36 protein-coding genes and 1 pseudogene are annotated in these 23186 nt (G+C 61.9%); 32 read left to right on the plus strand and 5 right to left on the minus strand.

Translation table 11 applies throughout. The features are described from left to right. From tuf to VFJ08_RS11580, 30 genes and pseudogenes are all read left to right on the plus strand, one after another. A pseudogene (gene tuf, locus VFJ08_RS11435) lies at nt 1-140 on the plus strand (elongation factor Tu); the annotation flags it as partial. A 17-nt stretch (nt 141-157) separates the two neighbouring features. Beyond that, a complete protein-coding gene (gene rpsJ, locus VFJ08_RS11440; RefSeq protein WP_006913628.1) occupies nt 158-472 on the plus strand; it encodes a 30S ribosomal protein S10 in 315 nt (104 codons plus the stop codon). Between the two features lie 146 nt (nt 473-618). After that, nucleotides 619-1323, plus strand: a complete 705-nt coding sequence (gene rplC, locus VFJ08_RS11445; protein ID WP_324997342.1) for a 50S ribosomal protein L3 — start codon at nt 619-621, stop codon at nt 1321-1323. Nucleotides 1324-1354: 31 nt separating this feature from the next. Further along, nucleotides 1355-1963: a 50S ribosomal protein L4 gene (rplD, locus tag VFJ08_RS11450; protein ID WP_324997343.1), complete on the plus strand. Its 609-nt coding sequence runs from the start codon at nt 1355-1357 to the stop codon at nt 1961-1963. After that, complete coding sequence (gene rplW, locus VFJ08_RS11455) at nt 1960-2262, plus strand: 50S ribosomal protein L23 (RefSeq protein ID WP_324997344.1); 303 nt, start codon at nt 1960-1962, stop codon at nt 2260-2262. Before rplD ends, rplW begins: the two co-directional genes overlap by 4 nt. Before the next feature lie 25 nt (nt 2263-2287). Next, nucleotides 2288-3124, plus strand: coding sequence for a 50S ribosomal protein L2 (rplB, locus tag VFJ08_RS11460; protein WP_324997345.1), 837 nt, complete (start codon nt 2288-2290; stop codon nt 3122-3124). A 56-nt stretch (nt 3125-3180) separates the two neighbouring features. After that, nucleotides 3181-3450, plus strand: a complete 270-nt coding sequence (gene rpsS, locus VFJ08_RS11465) for a 30S ribosomal protein S19 (protein WP_324997346.1) — start codon at nt 3181-3183, stop codon at nt 3448-3450. Nucleotides 3451-3465: 15 nt separating this feature from the next. Beyond that, complete coding sequence (gene rplV, locus VFJ08_RS11470; protein ID WP_324997347.1) at nt 3466-3798, plus strand: 50S ribosomal protein L22; 333 nt, start codon at nt 3466-3468, stop codon at nt 3796-3798. Nucleotides 3799-3824: 26 nt separating this feature from the next. Then, nucleotides 3825-4502, plus strand: a complete 678-nt coding sequence (rpsC, locus tag VFJ08_RS11475; protein ID WP_324997348.1) for a 30S ribosomal protein S3 — start codon at nt 3825-3827, stop codon at nt 4500-4502. 6 nt (nt 4503-4508) lie between these two features. Then, nucleotides 4509-4922, plus strand: a complete 414-nt coding sequence (rplP, locus tag VFJ08_RS11480) for a 50S ribosomal protein L16 (protein ID WP_324997349.1) — start codon at nt 4509-4511, stop codon at nt 4920-4922. 8 nt (nt 4923-4930) lie between these two features. Beyond that, nucleotides 4931-5134, plus strand: coding sequence for a 50S ribosomal protein L29 (rpmC, locus tag VFJ08_RS11485; RefSeq protein ID WP_324997350.1), 204 nt, complete (start codon nt 4931-4933; stop codon nt 5132-5134). Beyond that, the gene (gene rpsQ, locus VFJ08_RS11490) at nt 5131-5442 is read left to right on the plus strand and encodes a 30S ribosomal protein S17 (RefSeq protein WP_324997351.1); all 312 of its coding nucleotides are present in this window, start codon (nt 5131-5133) and stop codon (nt 5440-5442) included. Before rpmC ends, rpsQ begins: the two co-directional genes overlap by 4 nt. A gap of 8 nt (nt 5443-5450) precedes the next feature. Continuing rightward, on the plus strand, nt 5451-5816 hold the full coding sequence (rplN, locus tag VFJ08_RS11495; protein WP_324997352.1) for a 50S ribosomal protein L14: 366 nt from the start codon (nt 5451-5453) through the stop codon (nt 5814-5816). Further along, nucleotides 5813-6145, plus strand: a complete 333-nt coding sequence (gene rplX, locus VFJ08_RS11500) for a 50S ribosomal protein L24 (protein WP_324997353.1) — start codon at nt 5813-5815, stop codon at nt 6143-6145. The genes rplN and rplX overlap by 4 nt, the downstream gene beginning before the upstream one ends. Before the next feature lie 7 nt (nt 6146-6152). Next, nucleotides 6153-6716 carry a 50S ribosomal protein L5 gene (gene rplE, locus VFJ08_RS11505; protein ID WP_324997354.1) on the plus strand — a complete coding sequence of 188 codons (564 nt, stop codon included), beginning with the start codon at nt 6153-6155 and terminating at the stop codon, nt 6714-6716. A 2-nt stretch (nt 6717-6718) separates the two neighbouring features. After that, nucleotides 6719-7024: a 30S ribosomal protein S14 gene (gene rpsN / locus VFJ08_RS11510; RefSeq protein ID WP_324997355.1), complete on the plus strand. Its 306-nt coding sequence runs from the start codon at nt 6719-6721 to the stop codon at nt 7022-7024. Nucleotides 7025-7050: 26 nt separating this feature from the next. Continuing rightward, entirely contained in the window at nt 7051-7446 is a 396-nt protein-coding gene (gene rpsH / locus VFJ08_RS11515; RefSeq protein ID WP_324997356.1) for a 30S ribosomal protein S8, read from the plus strand. 25 nt (nt 7447-7471) lie between these two features. After that, nucleotides 7472-8002: a 50S ribosomal protein L6 gene (gene rplF, locus VFJ08_RS11520; protein WP_324997357.1), complete on the plus strand. Its 531-nt coding sequence runs from the start codon at nt 7472-7474 to the stop codon at nt 8000-8002. A 36-nt stretch (nt 8003-8038) separates the two neighbouring features. After that, nucleotides 8039-8398, plus strand: a complete 360-nt coding sequence (gene rplR, locus VFJ08_RS11525) for a 50S ribosomal protein L18 (RefSeq protein WP_324997358.1) — start codon at nt 8039-8041, stop codon at nt 8396-8398. 12 nt (nt 8399-8410) lie between these two features. After that, nucleotides 8411-8920, plus strand: a complete 510-nt coding sequence (rpsE, locus tag VFJ08_RS11530; protein WP_324997359.1) for a 30S ribosomal protein S5 — start codon at nt 8411-8413, stop codon at nt 8918-8920. 11 nt (nt 8921-8931) lie between these two features. Further along, a complete protein-coding gene (gene rpmD, locus VFJ08_RS11535) occupies nt 8932-9117 on the plus strand; it encodes a 50S ribosomal protein L30 (protein WP_324997360.1) in 186 nt (61 codons plus the stop codon). Continuing rightward, on the plus strand, nt 9118-9546 hold the full coding sequence (rplO, locus tag VFJ08_RS11540; protein ID WP_324997361.1) for a 50S ribosomal protein L15: 429 nt from the start codon (nt 9118-9120) through the stop codon (nt 9544-9546). A gap of 2 nt (nt 9547-9548) precedes the next feature. Beyond that, nucleotides 9549-10892, plus strand: a complete 1344-nt coding sequence (secY, locus tag VFJ08_RS11545) for a preprotein translocase subunit SecY (protein WP_349256993.1) — start codon at nt 9549-9551, stop codon at nt 10890-10892. 58 nt (nt 10893-10950) lie between these two features. Further along, entirely contained in the window at nt 10951-11067 is a 117-nt protein-coding gene (gene rpmJ / locus VFJ08_RS11550; protein ID WP_006913650.1) for a 50S ribosomal protein L36, read from the plus strand. A 113-nt stretch (nt 11068-11180) separates the two neighbouring features. Further along, nucleotides 11181-11537, plus strand: coding sequence for a 30S ribosomal protein S13 (gene rpsM / locus VFJ08_RS11555; protein ID WP_324997362.1), 357 nt, complete (start codon nt 11181-11183; stop codon nt 11535-11537). Nucleotides 11538-11573: 36 nt separating this feature from the next. Continuing rightward, nucleotides 11574-11975, plus strand: a complete 402-nt coding sequence (gene rpsK, locus VFJ08_RS11560; RefSeq protein WP_324997363.1) for a 30S ribosomal protein S11 — start codon at nt 11574-11576, stop codon at nt 11973-11975. Between the two features lie 27 nt (nt 11976-12002). After that, nucleotides 12003-12626: a 30S ribosomal protein S4 gene (gene rpsD, locus VFJ08_RS11565; RefSeq protein WP_324997364.1), complete on the plus strand. Its 624-nt coding sequence runs from the start codon at nt 12003-12005 to the stop codon at nt 12624-12626. 40 nt (nt 12627-12666) lie between these two features. Next, complete coding sequence (locus VFJ08_RS11570) at nt 12667-13653, plus strand: DNA-directed RNA polymerase subunit alpha (protein ID WP_349256994.1); 987 nt, start codon at nt 12667-12669, stop codon at nt 13651-13653. A gap of 51 nt (nt 13654-13704) precedes the next feature. Beyond that, nucleotides 13705-14091, plus strand: a complete 387-nt coding sequence (gene rplQ / locus VFJ08_RS11575; RefSeq protein ID WP_324997366.1) for a 50S ribosomal protein L17 — start codon at nt 13705-13707, stop codon at nt 14089-14091. Between the two features lie 99 nt (nt 14092-14190). Next, nucleotides 14191-15315 (plus strand): DUF481 domain-containing protein, encoded by a 1125-nt coding sequence (locus VFJ08_RS11580; RefSeq protein WP_324997367.1) that lies wholly within the window; start codon nt 14191-14193, stop codon nt 15313-15315. Nucleotides 15316-15596: 281 nt separating this feature from the next. On the opposite strand, the gene VFJ08_RS11585 is transcribed toward VFJ08_RS11580, so the two are convergent. Then, nucleotides 15597-16253 (minus strand): DUF4396 domain-containing protein, encoded by a 657-nt coding sequence (locus tag VFJ08_RS11585; protein WP_324997368.1) that lies wholly within the window; start codon nt 16251-16253, stop codon nt 15597-15599. Nucleotides 16254-16446: 193 nt separating this feature from the next. On the opposite strand from VFJ08_RS11585, the gene VFJ08_RS11590 reads away from it, so the two are divergent. Continuing rightward, complete coding sequence (locus VFJ08_RS11590; protein WP_324997369.1) at nt 16447-18981, plus strand: heavy metal translocating P-type ATPase; 2535 nt, start codon at nt 16447-16449, stop codon at nt 18979-18981. A 4-nt stretch (nt 18982-18985) separates the two neighbouring features. Here the strand turns inward: VFJ08_RS11590 and VFJ08_RS11595 are convergent, their stop codons facing one another. Next, entirely contained in the window at nt 18986-19531 is a 546-nt protein-coding gene (locus tag VFJ08_RS11595) for a cytochrome b (RefSeq protein ID WP_324997370.1), read from the minus strand. A 248-nt stretch (nt 19532-19779) separates the two neighbouring features. On the opposite strand from VFJ08_RS11595, the gene VFJ08_RS11600 reads away from it, so the two are divergent. Next, nucleotides 19780-20703, plus strand: a complete 924-nt coding sequence (locus tag VFJ08_RS11600) for an SDR family NAD(P)-dependent oxidoreductase (protein ID WP_324997371.1) — start codon at nt 19780-19782, stop codon at nt 20701-20703. A gap of 52 nt (nt 20704-20755) precedes the next feature. Here VFJ08_RS11600 and VFJ08_RS11605 read toward each other — a convergent pair whose 3' ends face one another. From VFJ08_RS11605 to VFJ08_RS11615, 3 genes are all read right to left on the minus strand, one after another. Beyond that, the gene (locus VFJ08_RS11605) at nt 20756-21346 is read right to left on the minus strand and encodes a cytochrome b (RefSeq protein ID WP_324997372.1); all 591 of its coding nucleotides are present in this window, start codon (nt 21344-21346) and stop codon (nt 20756-20758) included. A gap of 368 nt (nt 21347-21714) precedes the next feature. Further along, nucleotides 21715-22533, minus strand: coding sequence for a copper resistance protein B (locus VFJ08_RS11610; protein ID WP_324997373.1), 819 nt, complete (start codon nt 22531-22533; stop codon nt 21715-21717). Further along, the coding region (locus VFJ08_RS11615) for a multicopper oxidase domain-containing protein (protein ID WP_324997374.1) at nt 22526-23186 on the minus strand (661 nt) is incomplete at its 5' end. The genes VFJ08_RS11610 and VFJ08_RS11615, both read right to left, overlap by 8 nt.

Consider the following 23186-nt stretch of genomic DNA (forward strand, 5'->3'; position numbering starts at 1 on the left):
AAATGGTGATGCCGGGAGACAACGTCACGATGAACGTCGAGTTGATCCACCCGATCGCGATGGAAGAAGGCCTGCGCTTTGCCATCCGCGAAGGCGGCCGCACCGTGGGCGCGGGCGTCGTGACCAAGATTACGGCCTGAGAGGCATCTGAATCATCATGGCAGCCAGTCAGAATATTCGCATTCGTCTCAAGGCCTTCGATCATCGCTTGATCGACAAGTCGGCCCGCGAGATCGTGGAAACGGCCAAGCGCACGGGCGCTCAGGTACACGGCCCGATTCCGTTGCCGACGCGCAAGGAGCGCTATACCATTCTGATTTCGCCGCACGTCAATAAGGACGCGCGGGATCAGTACGAGATCCGTACCCACAAGCGGATGATGGATATCGTCGAGCCGACCGAGAAGACGGTTGATGCGCTGATGAAGCTCGATCTTGCTGCGGGCGTCGACGTCCAAATTAAATTGCAGTAAGGGCGAGACAAGTCGCTCGGGGCGTGTTATTATTCGCGCCCTCTTGTTCGCAGGGGCCCGCATCAAGCGGGCCCCTTGCACTGGAAAACCATACTTGAACTGTCGCCCCCTCTAGCGAGTGGCGATAAGCGAGAAGGTATTTATAAATGGCTATTGGATTGGTAGGTCGCAAGCGCGGCATGACGCGCGTGTTCGACGATAGCGGCGTCTCCGTACCCGTCACGGTCGTCGAGGTCGAGCCGAACCGCGTCGTCCAGAAAAAAGACATCGAGGCCGATGGCTACCGCGCCCTTCAGGTCACCACGGGTACGCGTCGCGCCTCCCGCGTGACCAAGCCGGCCGCCGGGCATTTCAAGAAAGCCGGTGTCGAAGCGGGTCGCGGTCTTTGGGAGTTCCGCGTGGACGGCGACTGGCCGAAGGTCGCCGGCGCCGTTGCCGAAGCAGTCGAAGGCGAAGAGCCGGCGGCGCCCGAGCAGGTGGAAGTGGAAGTCGGCGGCGAATTGACCGTGTCGATCTTCTCGGCCGGGCAGTACGTCGACGTCATCGGTCGCTCGATCGGCAAGGGCTACGGCGGTGTGATCAAGCGCCACAATTTTCGTTCCCAGCGCTCCACGCATGGCAATTCGAAGGCGCATCGCGCGCCGGGTTCGATCGGTCAGAACCAGTCGCCGGGCCACGTGTTCAAAGGCAAGAAGATGTCCGGCCAGTTGGGCAACGCCCGTACCACGGTGCAGAACCTGGAAGTGGTTCGTGTGGACGCGGAGCGCGGTCTCATTCTGGTGCGCGGCGGGGTTCCCGGTGCCAAGAACGGCGACGTCATCATTCAGCCGGCGGTCAAGCGGGCCGGTTGACGGCGGCGCTCGCGGATAGGTAGGTCTAAACATGGAACTGAATCTCGCAAGCGGTGACAAATCGGTTTCGGTATCCGACGCCGTTTTTGATCGGCCGTTCAACGAAACGCTGGTGCACCAGATCGTCACGGCGTACCTCGCCGGGGCCCGTGCGGGTACGAAGGCGCAGAAAACCCGCGCCGAAGTCCGCGGCGGCGGTAAGAAGCCGTGGCGCCAGAAAGGCACCGGCCGCGCTCGCGCCGGCACCATCCGCAGCCCCATCTGGTCGGGTGGCGGTGTGACTTTCGCGGCCAGCCCGCGTGATTTTTCGCAGAAGGTCAACCGCAAGATGTACCGCGCCGGAATAAGCGCGATTGTCTCGGAGTTGGTGCGTCAGGATCGCTTCAAGGTGGTGGCCGATCTGGCGCTCGAGTCGCGTAGCACCAAAGGTCTGATCAAGGCGTTGTCCGAGCAGTCGGCCGAGGCCAAAGGCGTGCTCGTGGTGTCGGAAGTCGACGACAAGCTCGGTTACTCGGCCAACAACATCGTCGGTTTCGACGTGGTGGCGGTGACCGATCTGGATCCGGTTACTCTGGTCGGCGCCGACCGGGTTTTGATGACTGAAAGCGCGTTGCAGGCGTTCGAAGGATGGCTGGCATGAATAAAGAGCGCATTTATCAGGTTCTGCGTTCGCCGCACGTGTCCGAGAAAGCATCCGTGGTTGGCGATGCCGCCAATCAGGTGGTTTTCAAGGTCGCCGGCGACGCCAACAAGCACGAGATCGCCGAGGCGGTTGCCACGCTGTTCGACGTCAAGGTTGAGCGCGTGACCACGCTGAACAACAAGCCGAAGCAGAAGCGTTTTCGCGGCCAGCCCGGCGCGCGGAGCGGCTTCAAGAAGGCGTATGTGACGCTGGCCGAAGGCGAAGAAATCGATTTTCTTGACGGCGCCGCGCAGTAGCGCAGCGTAGCGGAGCGAGAGCATTATGGCACTCAAGAAAGCCAAACCGACATCGGCCGGCCGCCGGTTCGTGGTCAGCGTGAAGCGGCCCGATCTGCATGGCGGCAGGCCGCACGAAGCCCTGCTGGTCAAGAAGCACAAGCAGGGTGGCCGTAACGGGCAGGGCCGCATCACGGTGCGTCATCGCGGCGGTGGCCATCGCCAGCATTATCGGCTGGTCGACTTCAAGCGCGACAAAGACGGCGTGCCGGGCAAGGTCGAGCGCCTGGAATACGATCCGAATCGCAGCGCGAATATTGCGCTGGTGCTTTACGCCGACGGCGAGCGTCGCTATATCATCGCCCCCAGAGGCGTCGCGGCCGGCACCCCGATCGTGTCCGGTCCGCAGTCTCCGATCCGCCCGGGTAACGCGCTGCCGCTGGCCAGTATTCCGGTCGGCACGACCGTGCATTGCGTCGAAATGCGACCCGGCAAGGGCGCCCAGCTCGCGCGCAGCGCTGGCACCAGCATTCAGATTGCGGCGCGCGCCGGCGAGTACTGCGTATTGCGCCTGAAGTCGGGCGAAACCCGTCGCGTGCATGTCAACTGCAAGGCCACGGTGGGCGAGGTCGGCAACAACGAGCACAGCCTGCGTCAACTCGGCAAGGCGGGCGCTACGCGGTGGCGCGGCAAGCGCCCGACGGTTCGCGGCGTGGCCATGAACCCGATCGACCATCCGCACGGCGGCGGCGAGGGTCGCACCAGTGGCGGTCGTCATCCGACCAGCCCCTGGGGTTGGAAGACCAAGGGCTTCAAGACTCGTTCGAACAAGCGCACCGACGGCATGATCGTCCGCCGGAGCAGCAAGCGCAAAAAACGCTAAGCGCGCGGCACAGAATACGCCCGGGCAAGATACGGGATACAAGGTACGGATAAGTTATGCCACGTTCTATTAAAAAAGGTCCCTTCGTCGACCTGCATTTGGCCAAGAAGGTTGAGGCGGCGCAGGGCGCGAGCACCAAGCGCCCGATCAAGACCTGGTCGCGTCGTTCGATGGTCACGCCCGATATGATCGGTCTGACCATTGCGGTCCACAACGGCCGCCAGCACGTGCCGGTTTTCGTGTCCGAGAATATGGTCGGGCACAAGCTGGGTGAATTTTCGCCGACCCGGACGTTCAAGGGTCATCTCGGCGATCGCAAGGGTTAACGCGGAGATATCGAGATGGAATCTGTCGCTAAATTGCGATTCGCGCGAATTTCGCCCCAGAAAGCGCGTTTGGTTGCCGACGAAGTGCGTGGCATGCCGGTCGAACGGGCGCTGGAAATGCTCGAGTTTTCGACCAAGAAGGCCGCGGCGATCGTCCGCAAGGTGCTCGAATCGGCGGTGGCCAACGCCGAGCACAACGAGGGCGCCGACATCGACGAGCTGACGGTCGCGACCATCATGGTCGACGAGGGTCCGACGATGAAGCGCATGAAGCCGCGTGCGCGTGGCAGCGCCGATCGCATCCTCAAGCGTACGAGTCACGTCACCATTCGTGTGGCCGACCGCTAGGCGGTCCAACGACAGCGGATATAGATATGGGTCATAAAGTACATCCCGTCGGTTTCCGGCTCGGCATCACCACCGAGTGGAGCTCGCGCTGGTACGCCGAGGGCCAGGGTTACGCCGATGCGCTGAACACCGACCTGGCGGTGCGTGAGTTCATTCGTCAGCGTCTGGCGCATGCGTCGGTCAGCCGTATCCAGATCGATCGGCCGGCGCGCTCGGCTCGCATCACGATTCATACGGCCAGGCCCGGTATCGTGATTGGCAAGAAGGGCGAGGACATCGACAAGCTGCGCGCGGAAGTCGCCGAACGCATGGGCGTGCCGGTGCATTTGTCGGTCGAGGAAATTCGTCGTCCGGAGCTGGATGCCTATCTCGTGGCGCAGAACATCGCGCAGCAGCTGGAGCGCCGCATCATGTTCCGGCGCGCCATGAAGCGCGCGGTCGGTAACGCCATGCGGCTGGGCGCCGGCGGCATTCGTGTCAACGTCGGCGGCCGTCTCAACGGCGCGGAAATCGCGCGCTCCGAGTGGTATCGCGACGGTCGCGTGCCGCTGCATACGCTGCGCGCCGATATCGATTACGGCCTGGCCGAAGCCAAGACGACCTACGGTGTCATCGGCGTCAAGGTCTGGATCTTCAAGGGCGAGGTGTTCGACACCGAGCCGCGGGTTGAAGAAAGCGCCGAGTCCGGCGCCACAGCGGGGTAAGCCGAGATGTTGCAACCCAAGCGAGTCAAGTTCCGCAAGGTTCAGAAAGGCCGCAATCGCGGTCTGGCCCAGCGCGGCAACGAAGTCAGCTTCGGCGAATACGGCCTCAAAGCGGTCGAGCGCGGCCGGTTGACCGCCCGCCAGATCGAGGCGGCGCGCCGTGCGATGACCCGTTATATCCGTCGTGGCGGCAAGACCTGGATTCGCGTGTTCCCGGACAAGCCCGTGACCAAGAAGCCGATCGAGGTACGGATGGGCAAGGGCAAGGGCAATGTCGAATTTTGGGTGGCCAAGGTTCAGCCGGGCTCGATGCTCTACGAAATGGAAGGCGTATCGCGCGAGGTCGCGCAGGAAGCGTTTCGTCTCGCGGCGTCGAAACTGCCGGTCAAGACGGTGTTCGTCGAACGCAAGGTCATGTAGAGGCGATCATGAAGACGAAAGATCTGCGAGAAAAATCGGCCGACGAGCTGAACGACGAATTGTTGGCGCTGCGGCGCGAACAGTTCAATCTGCGGATGCAGTACGGTACCGGTCAGCTGGCGGCGACGCATCAGTTCGGACGTATCCGGCGCGATATCGCCCGTATCAAGACCGTGCTGGGCGAAGCACGCAAACAGGTTAACAAGCGATGAGCCAACCGATAAGCGATACCAACACGCAAGCCGGGGCCGGCGACAAGCGCCGCCGGGCGCTGGTGGGCCGCGTGGTCAGCAACGCGATGGATAAAACCATCGTGGTGTCGATCGAGCGGCGTATGCAGCACCCGCTGTACGGCAAGTATGTCAAGCGCAGCACGCGGCTCAAAGCGCACGACGCGGACAATGTCTGCGGCCTCGGCGATTGGGTCGAGATCGTCGAAGTCCGCCCGATTTCCCGTCACAAATCGTGGTCGCTCAGCCGTGTCGTCGACAAGGCTGGCGAGTTCGATACCGCAGGATAGCCAAGGTCATGATTCAGACAGAATCGGAACTCAGCGCGGCCGATAACAGCGGCGCCCGTCGGGTCCAGTGCATCAAGGTGCTGGGCGGCTCGCACAGGCGCTATGCGCGGGTCGGCGACATCATCAAGATAACGGTCAAGGACGCGATTCCGCGTGGCCGTGTGAGAAAAGGCGATGTCATGAACGCGGTGGTCGTGCGCACCAAGCGCGGCGTGCGTCGGATGGATGGCTCGGTCATCCGTTTCGACAGCAACGCCGCGGTATTGCTCAACAGCAACAACGAGCCGGTCGGGACCCGTATCTTCGGCCCGGTCACCCGTGAGTTGCGCGCCAGGTTCATGCGCATCATATCGCTTGCGCCGGAGGTGCTATGAGCTCGAAAAAAATTCGTAACGGCGACGAAGTCGTGGTCGTCTCCGGCAAGGACCGGGGCCGTCGCGGAACCGTCACGCGCGTAATGGCCAACGACAAGATCGTGGTCGAGGGCATCAACCTCGCGAAAAAGCATGTCCGTCCGGACCCGAACGCGGGTATTCAGGGCGGGATCGAAGAGCGCGAGATGCCGTTGCACGTGTCGAACGTGATGCTCTACAACCCGCAGACCGAAAAGGGCGAGCGGGTCGGTTTCAAATGGCTGGGCGAGGGCGAGGACCGGCGCAAGGTGCGGGTCTTCAAGTCGTCCGGCGAAGTAGTGGACGCGTAGGCGAGTCATGGAAAACGCAGAACAGACAATCGCACCGCGGTTGAAAGCGGTTTACAACGATCGCATCGTCGGCGAATTGGTCGAGAAATTCGGCTATAGCAGCCGTATGGCGGCGCCGCGAATCGTCAAGATCACGCTCAATATGGGCGTGGGCGAGGCCATTTCGGATCGTAAGGTGATCGATGCGGCGATGGGCGATATGGAAAAGATCGCTGGCCAGAAGCCGGTGGTGACCCGCGCGCGCAAATCGGTGGCCGGCTTCAAGATCCGCGAGGGCTGGCCGATCGGCTGCAAAGTCACGTTGCGCCGGGCCCGGATGTACGAATTCCTGGATCGCCTGGTCAACGTTACGCTGCCGCGTATCCGCGATTTTCGCGGTCTTAACCCGCGTTCGTTCGATGGCCGGGGCAATTACAGCCTGGGGCTGCGCGAACAGATCGTGTTTCCCGAGATCGACTACGACCGCGTGGATGCGCTGCGCGGCATGGATATCGTGATCTCGACCTCTGCATCGAACGATGAAGAAGGGCGGGCCCTACTCGAAGGGTTCAATTTCCCCTTCCGGAGATAGTAATGGCGAAAAAGAGCATGATTGCGCGCGATGAAAAGCGCATGAAGATCGTAGCCAAGTACGCGGCCAAGCGTGCGGCGATCAAGGCCCGGATTGAAGATCCCGAGGCGACGCCGGAAGAGCGCTACGCGGCGGCTCAGGAGTTGCAGGCGCTGCCGCGCGATGCGAGCCCGACCCGGGTGACGCGTCGTTGCCGTATCACAGGCCGCCCAAAGGGCGTCTATCGCAAGTTCGGGTTGTCCCGGAACAAGCTGCGCGAAGCCGCGATGCGGGGCGAAGTGCCCGGCCTCGTGTTGTCGTCCTGGTAGTTCACAGTTAATAGGTATCGGTACGCATGAGTATGACTGACCCCATCGCCGACATGCTCACCCGTATTCGCAACGGGCAGTCGGCGGACAAGGAAAGCGTTGAAATGCCGTCCTCGAAGCTCAAGCTCGCGATTGCGAAGGTGCTCGAGGACGAAGGCTATATCAGTGGCTACGAGACGGCCGAAGTCGACGGCAAGCCGCGCCTGCGGATTGGCTTGAAGTACTTCCAGGGCCACGGCGTGATCGAGTACATCGAGCGCGCGTCCAAGCCCGGGCTGCGGCTGTATTGCAATAAGAACGAAGTGCCCGAGGTCGTCGGCGGCCTGGGTATTTCGATTATTTCGACGTCGCAGGGCGTGATGTCGGACCGGTTGGCCCGCGCGGCCGGTCACGGCGGCGAAGTCCTCTGCTACGTATCGTAAAGCCGGTCAGGCGAGGAGCACGAACATGTCCAGAGTAGCCAAGGCACCGGTGAACATCCCGAGCGGGGTGGAATGCGTCGTCAACGGTCGGAACGTGACAGTCAAGGGCAAGGGCGGCGAACTCGCTTTCCGTTTGCCGCAAGGCATCGATGTCGAAGTCGCCGACGGCGTTGCACGTGCGCAGGCCACCGGCCGACAGCCGAATATGGCGATGGCCGGCACCGTGCGCGCCACGGTCGCCAACATGGTCCACGGCGTGACCGAGGGCTTTGAGCGCAAATTGCAGCTCGAGGGCGTGGGCTATCGCGCCCAGGCCCAGGGCAACAAGATCAACCTGTCGCTCGGCCTATCGCATCCCGTGGTCTACGAGATGCCGCAGGGCGTCACGGTCGAGACCCCGAGCGCGACCGAGATCCTGCTCAAGGGAGCCGACAAACAGATCGTCGGTCAGGCCGCGGCCGAAATACGGGCGTGGCGTCCGCCGGAGCCCTACAAGGGCAAGGGCATCCGCTACGCGGACGAGCGGATCATTCGCAAAGACGCCAAGAAGAAGTAGCGCGTTTTCGCTTACAGCAACGGATTCAGGATCGTTATGCACAAAAAAACGGTTTCTCGTCTGCGGCGCGCACGCCGGGCCCGGATGCACATGCGCAAGCTGGGCGCGCACCGGCTTTCGGTGCACCGTACCCCGCGGCATATTTACGCGCAGATCGTGTCGCCGGACGGCGGGCTCACGCTGGTTTCGGCCTCGACGCTCGACAAAGACCTGCGCGCCGAGGTCTCGGGGCATCGCGGCAACAAGTCGGCCGCCGAACTGGTCGGCCGCACGATCGCCGAGCGCGCCAAGGCCGCGGGCATCGCCGAGGTGGCCTTCGATCGCTCGGGCTTTGCCTACCACGGCCGCGTCAAGGCGCTGGCGGATGCCGCGCGCGAAAACGGCCTGCAGTTCTAACGGATACGAGACATGGCAACACGTAACGAACAACGCACCGAAGGCGATCTGCTCGAGAAGTTGATCACGGTCAACCGCGTCGCCAAGGTGGTCAAGGGCGGCCGTCAGTTCGGTTTTACCGCGCTGACTGTGGTCGGCGACGGCGAAGGCCGGGTCGGCTTTGGCTACGGCAAGGCGCGCGAAGTGCCGCTGGCGATCGCCAAGGCGATGGAAGCGGCGCGCAAGAGCATGGTCCGCGTGCAGGTCAAGGAAGGTTCCACCCTGCAGCACGCCATCGTCGGCCGCCACGGTTCGAGCAAGGTGATCATGCGTCCGGCCTCGGAAGGTACCGGCGTGATCGCGGGCGGCGGCATGCGCGCCGTGTTCGAAGTCGCCGGGGTGAATAACGTGCTGTGCAAGAGCTACGGCTCGCGTAACCCGATCAACCTGGTGCGTGCGACCATCAACGGTCTGCGCGACATGCACGATCCGGAGTACATCGCGGCCAAGCGCGGCAAGTCCGTCGAAGACATTACGGCTTAAGCGAGGCGGTCATGGCAGACAAACGGATTAAGGTAACGCTGATCAAGAGCCCCATCGGTCGCGTCGCGCGTCATCGCGCCTGCGTGCGAGGTCTGGGTCTGCGGCGTGTGAATCATTCGGTCGACGTGGCCGATACCCCGGAAAATCGCGGCATGATCAATAAGGTCGCCGACATGCTCGCGGTCGAGGAGGTCTGAATGAAACTCAATGACCTGCATTACACCGACGGCTCGCGTCCGAGCGCCAAGCGCGTCGGCCGCGGCCCGGGTTCGGATTTGGGCAAGACCGCCGGACGCGGCCACAAGGGCCAGCATTCGCGTAGCGGCGGCTACAAGAAGGTCGGCTTCGAAGGCGGCCAGATGCCGCTCCAGCGTCGTATTCCCAAGCGCGGCTTTCATGCGCCGGAAACGCATACTTTCGAGGTTCGTCTCGACAGTCTGAACAAGCTGTCGGGCGAGGTCGATCTGGCGGCGCTCAAACAAGCCGGTCTCGTGCCGCGTCAGGCGCGGGCGGCGAAGGTGATCGCCTCGGGTGAGTTGTCCTCGGCGGTGACCCTGAAGGGCGTGCGGGCGAGCGCCGGCGCCCGTCAGGCCATCGAATCGACGGGCGGTTCGGTCGCCGCGTAGACATGGCTAAGCGTTCCAACAACGCGGGCGGCGGCATGATGCCGAATGCCGGCAATTTGACCGAGATCCGACAGCGGTTGCTGTTTCTGCTCGGTGCGCTGGTGGTATTTCGGATCGGAAGCTTCATTCCGGTGCCGGGCATCGATCCGGTCCAGCTTGCGCAACTGTTCCAGCAGCAGTCGGGCACGATCCTCGATATCGGCGTGATGTTTACCGGCGGCGCGCTTAGGCGCCTGTCGATCTTCGCGCTGGGCGTGATGCCGTATATCTCGGCGTCGATCATCATGCAGCTTTTGACTGCGACCGTTCCGACCTTGAAGGAGCTCAAGAAGGAAGGTGAATCGGGCCGACGCAAAATCACCCAGTACACCCGTTACGGGACGGTGCTGTTGGCCGGGTTCCAGTCGATCGGTACCGGCTTTGCACTATGGAACCAAGGTATTGCGCTGGGCGGTGTCAGCGAGTTCAGCTTCATCTTCACGACCGCGCTCACGCTGACCACGGGCGCGCTGTTCCTGATGTGGCTGGGCGAGCAGGTTACCGAGCGCGGCATCGGCAACGGTATTTCGATGCTGATCTTCTCGGCCATCGTCGCCGGCCTGCCCTCGGCGATCGGCGGCACGCTGGATTTGGTGCGCACGGGCGAACTCAGCTTCTTCTTTGTCGTCGCCCTGTTCGTGGGCGCACTGGCAGTGCTGGGATTCGTGGTCTTCGTCGAGCGGGGACAGCGCCGGATTCCGGTACACCATGCGCAAAGACAGCGCGGCCGGCGGATGTATTCCGCGCAGACCCAGCATCTGCCGCTGAAGCTCAACATGGCCGGCGTGATTCCGCCGATCTTCGCCTCGAGCATCATTTTGTTCCCGGCGACGGTCATCCGTTTTCTCGGTCAGGGCGGCAGCGTCGCAAACTGGGTTTCGAACGCGATCGCTCCGGGGCAGCCGCTATACGTGCTGTTCTATTCGGGCATGATTATCTTCTTCTGTTTTTTCTACACCGCGCTGGTGTTCGACTCGCGCGAGACGGCGGAAAACCTGAAGAAATCGGGTGCGTTCATTCCGGGCGTGCGGCCGGGCATTCAAACGGCCAACTACATTGATACTGTGCTGACGAGACTCACCGTCGCCGGCGCGGTCTATGTGACGCTGGTCTGTCTGCTGCCGGAGCTGCTGATCCTCAAGTACAACGTGCCGTTCTATTTCGGCGGCACATCGTTGCTGATCATCGTGGTGGTGGTCATGGACTTCATGGCGCAACTGCAGGCCCATCTGATGTCCCATCAGTACGAAGGCCTCATGCGTAAGAACAATCTGAAGGCCGGCGGCCGGGCCGGAATGCTGCGATAGCGGCGTTTCGCCCGCCGATCGGCGGTCATGGTGACGCGAGTCACGGTAGAGGGACAAGATGAAAGTTAGAGCATCGGTCAAGAAAATTTGCCGCAACTGCAAGGTCATCCGCCGCAACGGCGCGGTCATGGTGATCTGCTCGACGGATCCCCGGCACAAACAGCGCCAGGGCTGATCCGGCCGGTATTGTCAAAATCAGTTTTTAAGAATATGATGGCGGGCTTTTCCGGCGTCGTTCGTATTTGGTAGCGAACGCGTCCGGCACCCGCGAGCTGGGAGTTCAATCAAATGGCGCGAATCGCTGGAGTCAATCTCCCGATCAACAAGCATACAGCCATTGCGCTGACGTCGCTTTACGGCGTGGGTCACACCCGCGCCCGTGAGATCTGCAAGGAAGCCGGTGTGGCCACCGACACCAAGATCAAGGATCTTACCGAAGGTGAAGTCGAGGCGCTGCGCGCGCAAGTGCAACAGTACACGATCGAGGGCGATCTGCGTCGTGAGGTGTCGATGAACATCAAACGGCTGATGGATCTGGGCTGCTATCGCGGCATGCGGCATCGTCGTGGCCTGCCGGTGCACGGTCAGCGCACGAAAACCAATTCGCGGACCCGCAAAGGCCCGCGTCGTCCGATTCGTCGATAAGCGCCGGTTTCGCGCGATCACAGGTAGATAGACATTATGGCGACAGCATCCACCTCGAGCACTCGCAGCCGCAAGGCGCGCGCGCGTCGGAACGTCACCGACGGCATTGCGTTCGTGTATGCCACGTTTAATAACACCATCATCACGATTTCCGATCGGCAGGGCAACGTCCTGTCGTGGTGCACCTCGGGCACCTGCGGCTTCAAGGGTTCGCGCAAGAGCACGCCGTTCGCCGCCCAGGTCGCGGCCGAGCGTGCCGGCGACGGCGCCTCGCAGTACGGGGTAAAAAATCTGGAAGTGCGCGTGAAGGGCCCAGGCCCGGGTCGTGAGGCTGCGGTGCGTTCGCTCAACGCGTCGGGCTTCAAGGTGACCAGCATCATCGATGTCACCCCGATCCCACATAACGGTTGCCGTCCGCCCAAGAAGCGCCGCGTTTAACGCGCTTCGCGACAAAGGTATTCAATCATGGCGAAATACACGGGTCCCAAGTGCAAGCTTTCGCGGCGTGCCGGCACCGATCTGTTGCTCAAGGGCCGCGGCCGCTCGCTTGAAGGCAAGTGCAAGATCGATACGCCGCCGGGCGCGCAGGGCACACAGCGTCGCCAGCGTCTGTCCGACTATGCGTTGCAGTTGCGCGAGAAGCAGAAGCTGCGGCATATGTATGGCGTGCTGGAGAAGCAGTTCCGCAATTATTACAAGAAGGCGGCCAGCCAGAAGGGCGCAACCGGCGTCGTGCTGCTTCAGTTGCTGGAGTCGCGCCTGGACAACGTCGTGTACCGGATGGGTTTCGCGGCGACCCGCGCCGAGGCGCGCCAGCTGGTGAATCATAAGGCGGTCGCGGTCAACGATTACCCGGTGAACATCCCGTCGTACCAGGTCGCCGAAGGCGACGTGATCGCCATCCGCAACAAGGCCAAGCAGCAGACGCGGATTCTCGACGCGATCCAGGTGGCCTCTCAGATCGGCATCGCCGACTGGGTGGAAGTCGACGAGAAAGGCCTTAAAGGCACGTACAAGTCGGTGCCGGATCGCGATCAGGTATTGCCGGATATCAACGAGAATCTGGTCGTCGAGCTCTACTCCAAGTAATTGACCGCCGCGCTGCGTTCGCAGCCAGAGGTATTTGCATATGCAGTCCAACGATTTGCTGAAGCCGCGCCTGGTCGAGGTGGAGCGCGCGAGCGATCGGCGCGCCAAGATCTCGCTCGAGCCGCTCGAACGGGGCTACGGGCATACGCTCGGCAATGCCATTCGTCGCATTCTGTTGTCGTCCATTCCGGGCGCGGCGATCACCGAAGTGATCATCGACGGTGTGCTGCACGAGTACACCACCGTCGACGGCATGCAGGAAGACGTCATCGACGTCCTGCTGAACTTGAAGAATGTCGCGGTGCGCATGCACGAACGCGAGGAAGCCGAGCTTCATCTACACAAGTCGGGCGAAGGCGTGGTCACGGCGGGCGATATCACGACCGATCACGACGTCGAGATCGTGAATCCGGACCTGGTAATCGCGCATCTGACCAGCGGCGAACTGCGCATGAGCATGAAAGTGCGCCGGGGGCGTGGCTATCAGGCCGCCCAGAGCAAGTCCGAGCCCGGTGAAGAAGATACCGGCGCGAGCGAGATCGGCGCGCTACGTCTGGATGCGTCGTTTTCCCCCATCCGCCGGGTGAGCTATTCGGTCGACCGTGCGCGTGTCGAACAGCGCACCGATCTGGACAAGCTGATCCTCGATATCGAAACCAACGGCAGCGTCGAGCCGCAGGACGCGGTGCGGACCGCGGCCGCGACGCTCTACGACCAATTGTCGGTTTTCGTCGATCTGGAAGCGCGCGAGGAAGCGTCGCGTCAGGGCGATACCAGCGCTATCGACCCGGCTCTGCTCAAGCCGATCGAGGATCTGGAGCTGACCGTTCGCTCGACCAACTGCCTGAAGGCCGAGGACATCCATTATGTCGGCGATCTCGTCCAGCGGACCGAGACCGAACTCATGCGGACCCCGAATCTCGGCAAGAAATCGCTGACCGAGATCAGCGAGGTGCTGTCCGAGCACGGTCTGAAGCTGGGCATGACGGTCGAAAACTGGCCGCCGGCGGAGCTCGAAAAAGCCTAAACGCTCCGGATCGTCGAATATCCGGTCGTCCGTTCGCTAAGGAATTATCGTATGCGTCATCGCAAGAGCGGCAGCAATCTGGGGCGTGAATCCTCGCACCGCGCTGCCATGCTAAAAAATCTGTCCGCGTCGCTGTTCAAGGAAGAGCTGATTCGCACGACGCTGCCGCGGGCCAAGGAGCTGCGTCGCGTCGCCGAGCCGCTGATCACGCTGTCCAAGACCGACAGCGTCCATAATCGTCGTATCGCGTTCTCGCGTCTGCGTGATAAAGAGGCGGTCGGCAAACTGTTCGCCGAGCTCGGCACGCGCTATGCGCATCGCCCCGGCGGTTATCTGCGTATCCTTAAATGTGGCTATCGTCCGGGCGACAACGCGCCCATGGCGTTCGTGGAACTGGTCGATCGTCCGGCCGCCGAAGACCAGGACGACGATAGCTGAGCCCATAAAGCGGCGCGGCTGTTAAGATCGTAAGCCGGCCTTTCGGGGCCGGTTTTTTTGTGCGCGAAACGTACGATATAAAGCAGTAGGGAGAAGGGGATGCAAGGGGTTCGATGGCTGGGCGGCGTGTCCGCTCTATGGGTTGCGCTGGGCGGCGGTTGGGGCGTCGCCTCGGCGGATACGGTTTACCTTGCCGATGGCAGCCGGCTTGAAGGTTTGGTCGAAACGCTCTCCGCCGACACGCTGGAGTTGCAGACCGGATTCGCGGGCGAGATAGCGATCCAGCGCGATTTGGTGGTCGGCGTGACTACCGACCAATCGGCTACGGTGGCGTTGGCCGATGGGCGCACGGTCGAGGCGAAACTCGATTACGCACCGGAAACCGGGCGTCAGAGCTACACCGTCGGCGGCGCTTCGTACAGCGTCGCCGCGACCGCAACTGGCGCGCTCGGCCCGATCCGGCAGATCGCGCCGCAAGCAATTGCGGTAAATCAGGAAAAAGCCAAACAAGCCGAGCAGTTTGTGCTACCGGAAGCCTCGTTGGCCGCGCCAAAGGACGGTGACTACTGGTCGGGCGAATTTCAGCTGGGGATCAACGGCAATTCAGGTAATACCGATAACCGCAGTATTTTGGCTTCGGCGGCGGCGCTGCGCGATACCGGGCCGACGCGCTTGTCGCTGTCGGCGTCGGTCGATCGCGAGCAGGAAGATGGCGATCAGACGGCCGAGGAGTATCAGGGCGAGGCGCGCTACGAGAACGATATCACTTCGCGGACGTTCTGGTATGTACAGGAAAAGCTTGAGAGGGATCAGTTCCAGAATCTGGATCTGCGCTCGCGGACCACGTTCGGCCCCGGTTACTTTTTAGTCCGACAGGATCAACTCATTTTCAAGGTGCGCGCCGGTCTCGGCTATCAATACGAGGACTATACCGACGGCGAAAGCAGCCAAGGCGAAGCGACCGCCGAGCTGGGCTGGGACTATGCGCAGATTATCGACAACTGGCTCAAGCTCACCCACGAGCTGACCGTCTATCCCGAGATCACTAATAGTCCGGTCGACAATTACACCTTGGATTCGGTGCTGGCAGCCCAGGTGCCGTTGGCCAGCAGTACGGTCTGGGGCGTCAAGCTATCGCTCGAGAACGAGTACAACAGCAATCCGCAACCGGGCGTCGAGTCTACCGACACCACCTACGCGATCGGCGTCACTCGTAGTTTTTAGCGCGATAACACTGCAAACGAAAGGCCTGCTGATAAAGGTTGGCGGGGCCGCCAAGCGGCGGCGCCCGTCGATCTTCGCTGCCCGTTGATCGACCGTTGGCCGATAATTGCCTTATACAACCGTGATAATAATGTAACGATAGCCGATAAGAAAAAGAGCAAGTCCGCAAATAAACGCCGATGTACGCAAAATTAAGAAAATTCGTTTTCATTTGCGTTTTTTCGCGTTGATTTGCGGACTGTTTTTGGCCGGTAGGTCATTGCTTTTGCAGGTTGGTATTACTACATGCCGTGCTTGATGCCGCGTTTGATCAGCCACCAGTTCGCGGGGTACGCCGTCGCGAAGCCGATGATCATCGCGATCTGCATCATGAACCAGTAGGTTGCCGAGGCCACGTGGGGCTCTTTGGGCAGCAACACCAGAAACGACAGCGCGATCCAGCCGAACATGCCGATCTCGAAGGCGACCAGCGACAGCGTATCGGCCTTGATGGCGTTGACGAACGCCCGGGCCGGGTTGGTTTCGCCCATCGCCATCATCGGCAGCATTTGGAAGGCGATGCCGAACAAATAGGCGCCGATGAATGCGCCCACGAAATGGCCGAGCAATGAGATGCCGAAAACGGTAAAACCGATGGCGGAAACGATCGGTGCGGCGATCGCGTCGCCGATCACGCAGCCGCCGGCACAATGGGTCACGCCGACCAGTGTACTTTGCCAGCGTGGCTTGTGGACGTGCCCGCCGGCCTCGGCATCGGGCCGGCCGAGTTTCTTGTAGACCCACCAGCCGAATACCGGCGCGAACAAGCCGTTGACCGGCCACGTGACATTCATGATCTGCATCGGCTGGGGGTGACGAATCACGTCGCGCAGAATCGCCAATGCGGTGCCCAGGCCCAATAACACGAAGATCCAGGCGACGATTTCAAGCCCTGCCATGGTTCACTCCTTAAGTTACCCCTGAACGCGCTGTTGCAAGTTGTAAGTGGCGCTTGGCCGTTGACAGCATCGCAGGCGGGGCGTAGATTTTCAGCATATCTTAACCCACCCCGGTAGGGGTGGACTAGCCCCCTCACGAAGACCCTGATGACCTAACTGAAGACCGAAGACACGGCTGGCTCAGGAGGCCGATATGACCCAAAATACAATTCGAAACATCGATTTCGGCATCGACGGCATGATGTGCGGCGCCTGCGTCGTCCGTGTAGAAAAGAAACTCAATAAGGTCGAGGGCGTCGAGAACGCCACGGTGAATCTGGCGACCGAGCGCGCCAAGGTCGCGCTCGATACGCGCGTCAACGATGTGTCGGCGCTGTTCGATTCGGTCGCCTCGGCCGGGTACGAGACGCGGACCGAGACGCTCGACTTCAAGGTCGACGGGATGACCTGCGGCGCCTGTGTGGCGCGTGTCGAAAAGAAGCTCGGCAAGCTCGACGGGGTCATTGACGCGACCGTCAATCTGAGTACCGAACGCGCCCGGGTATCGTATGTGCCCGGTCTGGTGGATCAGCCGCGGCTGTTCGAGGCCGTCGAGAAAGCGGGTTATACCCCGGTTGCTTCGGAAGACGAAAATCGCGATGCCGACGGGTCGCCGAGCGAGATCGATCGGGTCAAGCGCGCTCTGGTTTTTGCCTCGGCATTCACCGTTCCGTTGTTCGCGATCGCCATGTTGCATATGGCGCCCGGCATCGGCCGCGTCATGGACGTGATCCTGCCCACACGCGGGTGGCTGATCATCGAGCTGATATTGGCCGTGCCGGTGCAGTTCTATGCCGGCTGGCGTTTTTATACGCTCGGCTGGGGTGAAATGAAGCATTTCGCGCCGGGTATGAACAGCCTGGTGATGCTCGGCTCGAACGCCGCCTTCTTCTATTCCCTGATCGCCCTGATTGCGCCGCAGATTTTCCCCAGCGGCACGGCGCATACCTATTTCGATGCCGCCGGCATGATCGTCACCCTCATTCTGCTGGGGCGTTATCTCGAGGCGGTGGCCAAGGGACGAACCTCGCAGGCGGTCCGGGGGCTGATGAAGCTCCAGTCGAAAACCGCGCGCGTCAAGCGCGACGGTGAATGGACCGAATTGGATCTCGCGCGGGTGGCGGTGGGCGATATCGTCTCGGTACGGCCCGGCGAGCGGGTGCCGGTCGACGGCGCCGTGCGTTCGGGCGAAAGCTATGTCGATGAATCGATGATCTCCGGCGAGCCGGTGCCGGTCGCCAAGCGGGCGGACGACGAGGTCGTGGGCGGCACCGTGAACCGGAACGGCACGCTGGAGCTTACGGCGACCAGCGTCGGCGGCGATACGGTGCTCGCCCAAATCATCCGCATGGTCGAAGAGGCCCAGGCCGAAAAGCCGGCGATCCAGGCGATGGCCGACAAGATCGCCGGGGTGTTCGTGCCGATCGTGATGGTCGTCTCGGCGGCCACATTCGCAGGTTGGCTGATCTTCGGCCCGAGCCCGGCGTTGGCGCTGGCGTTCGTCGCCGCGGTGTCCGTGTTGCTGATCGCCTGCCCCTGTGCCATGGGGCTGGCCACGCCCACCGCGATCATGGTCGGCACCGGCAAGGGCGCTTCGATGGGCGTGTTGTACCGCCGCGGCACCGCGCTGGAACAGTTGGCCGGCGTCGATACTGTGGTGCTCGACAAGACCGGTACGCTGACCGAAGGCGCGCCGGCGCTCACGGATCTGGAGACCACCGACGGTTTCACGCGCGCCGAGGTGCTGGCCAAGGTCGCGGCGGTGGAAGCGAGCAGCGAACATCCGGTGGCCACGGCGATCGTCAAGGCGGCCCGTAACGAAGGTCTCAAACTGGCCGAGACCGACGATTTTCAGGTTCGTATCGGCCACGGCGTGGAAGCCCGGGTAGACGGGCAACGCGTTCAGATCGGGGCGGCGCGCTATATGGACAGCCTGAAAATCGACACCGCCGCGCTATCCGCGCGAGCCGATGCCCTGGCGCGCGCGGCCAAGACACCGCTGTTCGCTGCCATCGACGGCCGGCTCGCCGCCTTAATCGCGGTGGCCGATCCGGCGCGGCCCGAGGCCAAGCGTATGATCGAGGCGCTGCACGCGATGGATTTGTCGGTGGCGATGCTGACCGGCGACAACGGGGCGACCGCGCAGGCGATTGCACAGGAACTGGGCATCGATACGGTCGTGGCCGGCGTGATGCCGGATGGCAAATCCGACGAGATCAAGCGGTTGCAGGGCGAAAACCGGTCCGTGGCGTTTGTCGGCGACGGTATCAACGACGCCCCGGCGCTGACCCAGGCCGATGTCGGGATCGCCGTGGGCAGCGGTACGGACATCGCGATCGAGTCGGGCGATGTGGTGCTGATGCGTGCGGATCTGTCCGGCGTGGTCAACGCGATCGCGCTGTCGCGGCGTACCCTGCGCACGATTCGCATGAACTTCGGTTGGGCCTACGGTTATAACGTGCTGCTGATTCCCTTGGCCGCGGGCGCGGCCTTCCCGTTCACGGGCTGGCTGCTCAACCCCATGATCGCCGCGGGCGCGATGAGCGTTTCCAGTATCTTCGTGTTGACCAATTCGTTGCGGCTGCGGCGGTTCGAAGCGGCTCTAGCGCCGGCCGAAAAGGCGCAGCCGGCGGCCGGGCCGCGGCCGCGGCCGCCGGAGCAGGATAGCGGCTTTGATCGGGCGGCCTGAAACGCTATGAGCCGCCCGGCCGGCCGCGCCACATACGGCGTAATACATCGTCTTTGCTCACGAAATGGTGATAGAGCGAACCGGCCAAATGAATGCCCAGGGCGATCAATACAATCCACCAGCCGGTGAACGCGTGCAACGTGCCGAAAACCGACGCAGCGCCACGGCCAAGCGCGGCGAACGGCGGAATGGAGAACAGCCCGAAAAACGGGATCGAGCTGCCGCTCGACATGACCATCAAACTGCCGAAAACCGGCTGGGCGATGATGGCGACATAGATGACGAAATGCACCAGGCGCGCCAGTCCGCGCTGCCAGGTCGGATAGTCTTTGAGCGACGGTTTCGGCTGCGTCAGCCGCCAGGCGATAAAGATCAAGCCGAACAGCAGGATTAACAGGCCGAACGATTTATGCAGCATTATCACCGTCGGCTGGCCCGGAATGAACCAGGTAAAAATAAAGACGAGCGTGAACTGAATCACGATCAGGACAAGCAGTAGCCAATGCAGGCATCGGCTTATCAGTCCGTAGTGTGTCCGTGAGTCTCGCATCGATTTACCCCTTGATTGGCCGGTCTTCATGATAGCGGTATCGCCGTCTCGGTTGCGTTGAACCGGAGTCGATACCGCGGCTGGCCGAAACCATCGTCGAGCCTTTAACGGCGCGCGGTGCGGACATAAGTAGATAGCTGTGCGTTGATACGGGCCGGCAACCGACGACGATAACGATCGGGGTAATCGGTTTTCGTTCGAAAATCCTGCCGATCCATCGCGCTCAGCTCATCGAGACGCCGATCGCTATGCGGCCGAACGCTTGTGACATACCGGTTATCCCGGGCTTTTTCCGCTATGGCCCGGAACATATATTTTCCTTCAAATTTAAGGCGCTAACATCGACGCCACATCTTCAGGAATACCTTATGAACACATCGGGAAAGTCCATATTGCTCACCGGTGCCAGCCGCGGTATCGGTCGTGAGATCGCGCTCGCTTTTGCCAGAGAAGGCAATAAGCTCACGCTGGTCGGGCGCAATGAAGACGCTCTGGAAGAGACCCGGGCCGGGGTCGAGCAAGCGGGCGGCCAGGCGCTCGTGGCAGCAGGCGATGTCACCGACGCAGCTTGGCGCGAGTCGGTTGTGCAGAAGACGGTTCAGACCTATGGCGGGCTAGATATCGTCGTCAATAACGCCGGTGTTGTTTCTGCCGGATTGCTTGACGATATCTCCGAGGAGGACGTGAATAAGCAGCTACAGATCAACCTGGTGGCGCCGATTCTCTTGACCCGCGCCGCGTTGCCGGCTCTTCGCAAAAGCGGCGAGGCCGCGATCGTCAATATCTCGTCCATATTCGGCTTGGTCGGCATGCCTTTTTATGCCACCTATGGCGCCACGAAATCGGGCATCGGGCACTTCGGCGAGGCCATGCGCCGTGAATTGGCCGACGACGGCATCCATGTCATGACGGTTTACCCGAGCGCGACCGATACGCCCATGATGGAAACCGCCGGCCTGGCCGAGGCGGGCTTTGCCTATGATACGCCGGAAGCCGTGGCCAAGGCCCTGCTGGAGGGTTTGCAAGCGGACGAACTCACGGTCGTGCGGGACGACGAAAACAGCCGGGGCATGATCGACGCCAACCACCGGACCCCGCGGCAGTTGGACGATCAGGTCAGGGAGTTAAAGCCCAAATTGGCGGAGGCGGTGGCCCGTCATCGCAGCATGTGAACCCGGGGCGGCGCCGCATGCGGCGTCGCCGATCGCCGATGCGGTCACAGGCCTATTCCGCGCCGGTGCGGCCGCGCCACATACGTTTCAAGACGTCGTCTTTTCTGACGTAGTGATGATACAGAGAACCGACAATATGAATGCCGAGGGCGGTCAAGACGATCCACCAGCCGGTAAACGCATGCAGCGCTCCGAGGGTCGCACCCGCCTGCTCCCCGAGCGTGATGAAGGCCGGAATCGAGAATAGCCCGAAGAAAGGGATCGATTGGCCGAACGATGTCAGCATCAGGATACCGAAAACAGGCTGGGCGACGACGACTACGTAAATCGCGAGATGCACGATACGCGCCAATACGCGCTGCCAGACCGGCTCCGTCTGTAGCGAAGGCTTGGGTTGCGTGAGCCGCCAGACGATCAGGATCAGGCCGAACAGCAAGATCAGTACCCCGGTGGATTTGTGGAGCATCATCACCGTTTCGTGGAGACCGGCGGCTTGATGTTCATGATGGTGGTGCTCGCCACTGGGTTCGGGCACGATCCAAGTAAATATAACGACAAGCGAGAACTGCGCGATGATCAGAAGCGCCAGTAACCAATGCAAGAACCGGCTCACCAGGCCGTAATGAGCTGTTGAGTCTTTCATGATGCCCCCTTCGGAGTGTTGATCGAGCTAAAACGAAATGGTTAATTAATATGGTTAATTAATACGGCAGGCCGCTGCCATCAGTGATGGTGGGCACAGTGGGCATGGCTGCTGGCTTGTCTCGATAGAGCCCAGAGCCCAGTCCCGATCCCGAGGAAGATCAAGTTGAGCACGCCCGCGACGACTACCCGATAGCGACACCCTTCCAGATCATCGACCAATCCATGACGAAATTCGCGGCTGCCCGACGCCAATCATCGAGGCTGAGCAGGCCCGGCACAGCCGCGTCGTCCTCGGCATCGCGTTCCGTCTGGGCTTCGCGTACGCGATCTGCATCAGCAGCGCCATAATGATGATCGAAACCACCGTCAGTACCAGGCACGGATACCGATCACGAACGCGGTCGACGAGGTCGGCTCGCCCGCGGCTTCGGCCATATCCTTGGTGTCGCCGTATTGCTGCTCCCAGCGCACGCCGATATAGGGCGCGAACTCACGCCGGATCTGGTAGCGCAGCCGTAGGCCCATCTCGGTGCTGCGCAGGCCGCTGCCGAGCCCGTATTCGGGCGCGTCACTGGCGGCGGCCGTGAATGCCGCCCGCGGCGCCAGAACCAGCCGCTGGGTGAACAGCAATTCGTATTCGTATTCGCCGACGAAGCTGACGTCGCCGTGTTCGCTGACGTACAGCGAGTTGTCGGCTTCGAACCGGTACGGCGCCAGCCCGGTGAGATTGACGACCGCGAATCCTCGGTCGTCGCCCGGGTTAATGTCGTAGCGCAGGCCCGCCTGGGCGGTGAAAAACGGCGCGATCAAACGGGCATATTTGGCCTCGAACCGGGTGGACTCCGGCGAGCCGCCGTCGATCGGCCCTTCGCCTTCGGTCTCGAACCAGAACTTGTTGTAGTCGCCGCCGATCCAGCCCTCGGCGTCCCAGAGATAGCTGTCGGGCCCGTCGGTGGCGCCGTATTCCGCGCGGTCCAGCAGGAAAAAATGGTGGATGGGATTGTTGTTGGCCGGTCGGGCCGCCCAATACGCGGGCGCGCCGCTGTTGGGGTCCGTCGGCACGTCCGGCACCACCGTGTCCACCTCGGCCTTACCCGGAGGCCGGTCGCCGGCATGGGCGAAACCGGCCGCGCCGAGCAGCGCGGTGAACGCAGTCAGCCTGAGGGTTGATGGTGCTTTAGACATTGTTGTCCACCTCTTTGGGCAGATTGCTCACGCGCACGACCCGAAACATGCCTCTTTCCATGTGATAGAGCAGGTGGCAGTGGTAGGCCCAGCGCCCCGGTTCGTCGGCGGTGATCAGTAGCGAAACCCGCGAGGCGGGCAATACGCTGATCGTGTGCTTGAGCGGCAGATATTCGCCTTGTCTGTTTTCCAGCTCCATGAACATCCCGTGCAGATGCATGGGGTGTTCCATCATGGTGTCGTTGACCATGATCAGGCGGATGCGCTCTTGGTAAGGGAATTCGATTGGAATCGAATCGGCGTATTCCACGCCGTTGAACGACCACATATAGCGGTCCATATTGCCGGTCAGATGCACCTCGACGGTTTTCGAGGGCTCGCGCCGGTCGGTCATGGGCTTGACGTTACGTAGCTGGCTATAGGTCAGCACGCGGTGGCCGATGCCCTCCAGGCCGGTGCCGCGCTCGGCCAGCCGGTAACGCTCGGCTTTGGCGATGGTGGTGTTGCCCGGGCCGTGCGTGTCCGGCCCGTGATGGGCCACGACGGGCCCGGCGCGCTCCATCATGGCGCCGGTGCCGTCCATGGCCTTGCCGGCCATCGCCGGGAGGGGAGGCTGCTGCCCGAAGTTTATTTCATGGGCTTTGTGCGGCATC

This window comes from Salinisphaera sp. (assembly GCF_035690525.1).
Taxonomy (GTDB): domain Bacteria; phylum Pseudomonadota; class Gammaproteobacteria; order Nevskiales; family Salinisphaeraceae; genus Salinisphaera.

Coding starts and splice junctions, on each gene's coding strand:
- rpsJ (WP_006913628.1), top strand. CDS start 158: ATGGCAGCCAGTCAGAATATTCGCATTCGTCTCAAGGCCTTCGATCAT.
- rplC (WP_324997342.1), top strand. CDS start 619: ATGGCTATTGGATTGGTAGGTCGCAAGCGCGGCATGACGCGCGTGTTC.
- rplD (WP_324997343.1), top strand. CDS start 1,355: ATGGAACTGAATCTCGCAAGCGGTGACAAATCGGTTTCGGTATCCGAC.
- rplW (WP_324997344.1), top strand. CDS start 1,960: ATGAATAAAGAGCGCATTTATCAGGTTCTGCGTTCGCCGCACGTGTCC.
- rplB (WP_324997345.1), top strand. CDS start 2,288: ATGGCACTCAAGAAAGCCAAACCGACATCGGCCGGCCGCCGGTTCGTG.
- rpsS (WP_324997346.1), top strand. CDS start 3,181: ATGCCACGTTCTATTAAAAAAGGTCCCTTCGTCGACCTGCATTTGGCC.
- rplV (WP_324997347.1), top strand. CDS start 3,466: ATGGAATCTGTCGCTAAATTGCGATTCGCGCGAATTTCGCCCCAGAAA.
- rpsC (WP_324997348.1), top strand. CDS start 3,825: ATGGGTCATAAAGTACATCCCGTCGGTTTCCGGCTCGGCATCACCACC.
- rplP (WP_324997349.1), top strand. CDS start 4,509: ATGTTGCAACCCAAGCGAGTCAAGTTCCGCAAGGTTCAGAAAGGCCGC.
- rpmC (WP_324997350.1), top strand. CDS start 4,931: ATGAAGACGAAAGATCTGCGAGAAAAATCGGCCGACGAGCTGAACGAC.
- rpsQ (WP_324997351.1), top strand. CDS start 5,131: ATGAGCCAACCGATAAGCGATACCAACACGCAAGCCGGGGCCGGCGAC.
- rplN (WP_324997352.1), top strand. CDS start 5,451: ATGATTCAGACAGAATCGGAACTCAGCGCGGCCGATAACAGCGGCGCC.
- rplX (WP_324997353.1), top strand. CDS start 5,813: ATGAGCTCGAAAAAAATTCGTAACGGCGACGAAGTCGTGGTCGTCTCC.
- rplE (WP_324997354.1), top strand. CDS start 6,153: ATGGAAAACGCAGAACAGACAATCGCACCGCGGTTGAAAGCGGTTTAC.
- rpsN (WP_324997355.1), top strand. CDS start 6,719: ATGGCGAAAAAGAGCATGATTGCGCGCGATGAAAAGCGCATGAAGATC.
- rpsH (WP_324997356.1), top strand. CDS start 7,051: ATGAGTATGACTGACCCCATCGCCGACATGCTCACCCGTATTCGCAAC.
- rplF (WP_324997357.1), top strand. CDS start 7,472: ATGTCCAGAGTAGCCAAGGCACCGGTGAACATCCCGAGCGGGGTGGAA.
- rplR (WP_324997358.1), top strand. CDS start 8,039: ATGCACAAAAAAACGGTTTCTCGTCTGCGGCGCGCACGCCGGGCCCGG.
- rpsE (WP_324997359.1), top strand. CDS start 8,411: ATGGCAACACGTAACGAACAACGCACCGAAGGCGATCTGCTCGAGAAG.
- rpmD (WP_324997360.1), top strand. CDS start 8,932: ATGGCAGACAAACGGATTAAGGTAACGCTGATCAAGAGCCCCATCGGT.
- rplO (WP_324997361.1), top strand. CDS start 9,118: ATGAAACTCAATGACCTGCATTACACCGACGGCTCGCGTCCGAGCGCC.
- secY (WP_349256993.1), top strand. CDS start 9,549: ATGGCTAAGCGTTCCAACAACGCGGGCGGCGGCATGATGCCGAATGCC.
- rpmJ (WP_006913650.1), top strand. CDS start 10,951: ATGAAAGTTAGAGCATCGGTCAAGAAAATTTGCCGCAACTGCAAGGTC.
- rpsM (WP_324997362.1), top strand. CDS start 11,181: ATGGCGCGAATCGCTGGAGTCAATCTCCCGATCAACAAGCATACAGCC.
- rpsK (WP_324997363.1), top strand. CDS start 11,574: ATGGCGACAGCATCCACCTCGAGCACTCGCAGCCGCAAGGCGCGCGCG.
- rpsD (WP_324997364.1), top strand. CDS start 12,003: ATGGCGAAATACACGGGTCCCAAGTGCAAGCTTTCGCGGCGTGCCGGC.
- VFJ08_RS11570 (WP_349256994.1), top strand. CDS start 12,667: ATGCAGTCCAACGATTTGCTGAAGCCGCGCCTGGTCGAGGTGGAGCGC.
- rplQ (WP_324997366.1), top strand. CDS start 13,705: ATGCGTCATCGCAAGAGCGGCAGCAATCTGGGGCGTGAATCCTCGCAC.
- VFJ08_RS11580 (WP_324997367.1), top strand. CDS start 14,191: ATGCAAGGGGTTCGATGGCTGGGCGGCGTGTCCGCTCTATGGGTTGCG.
- VFJ08_RS11585 (WP_324997368.1), bottom strand. CDS start 16,253: ATGGCAGGGCTTGAAATCGTCGCCTGGATCTTCGTGTTATTGGGCCTG.
- VFJ08_RS11590 (WP_324997369.1), top strand. CDS start 16,447: ATGACCCAAAATACAATTCGAAACATCGATTTCGGCATCGACGGCATG.
- VFJ08_RS11595 (WP_324997370.1), bottom strand. CDS start 19,531: ATGCGAGACTCACGGACACACTACGGACTGATAAGCCGATGCCTGCAT.
- VFJ08_RS11600 (WP_324997371.1), top strand. CDS start 19,780: ATGCGGCCGAACGCTTGTGACATACCGGTTATCCCGGGCTTTTTCCGC.
- VFJ08_RS11605 (WP_324997372.1), bottom strand. CDS start 21,346: ATGAAAGACTCAACAGCTCATTACGGCCTGGTGAGCCGGTTCTTGCAT.
- VFJ08_RS11610 (WP_324997373.1), bottom strand. CDS start 22,533: ATGTCTAAAGCACCATCAACCCTCAGGCTGACTGCGTTCACCGCGCTG.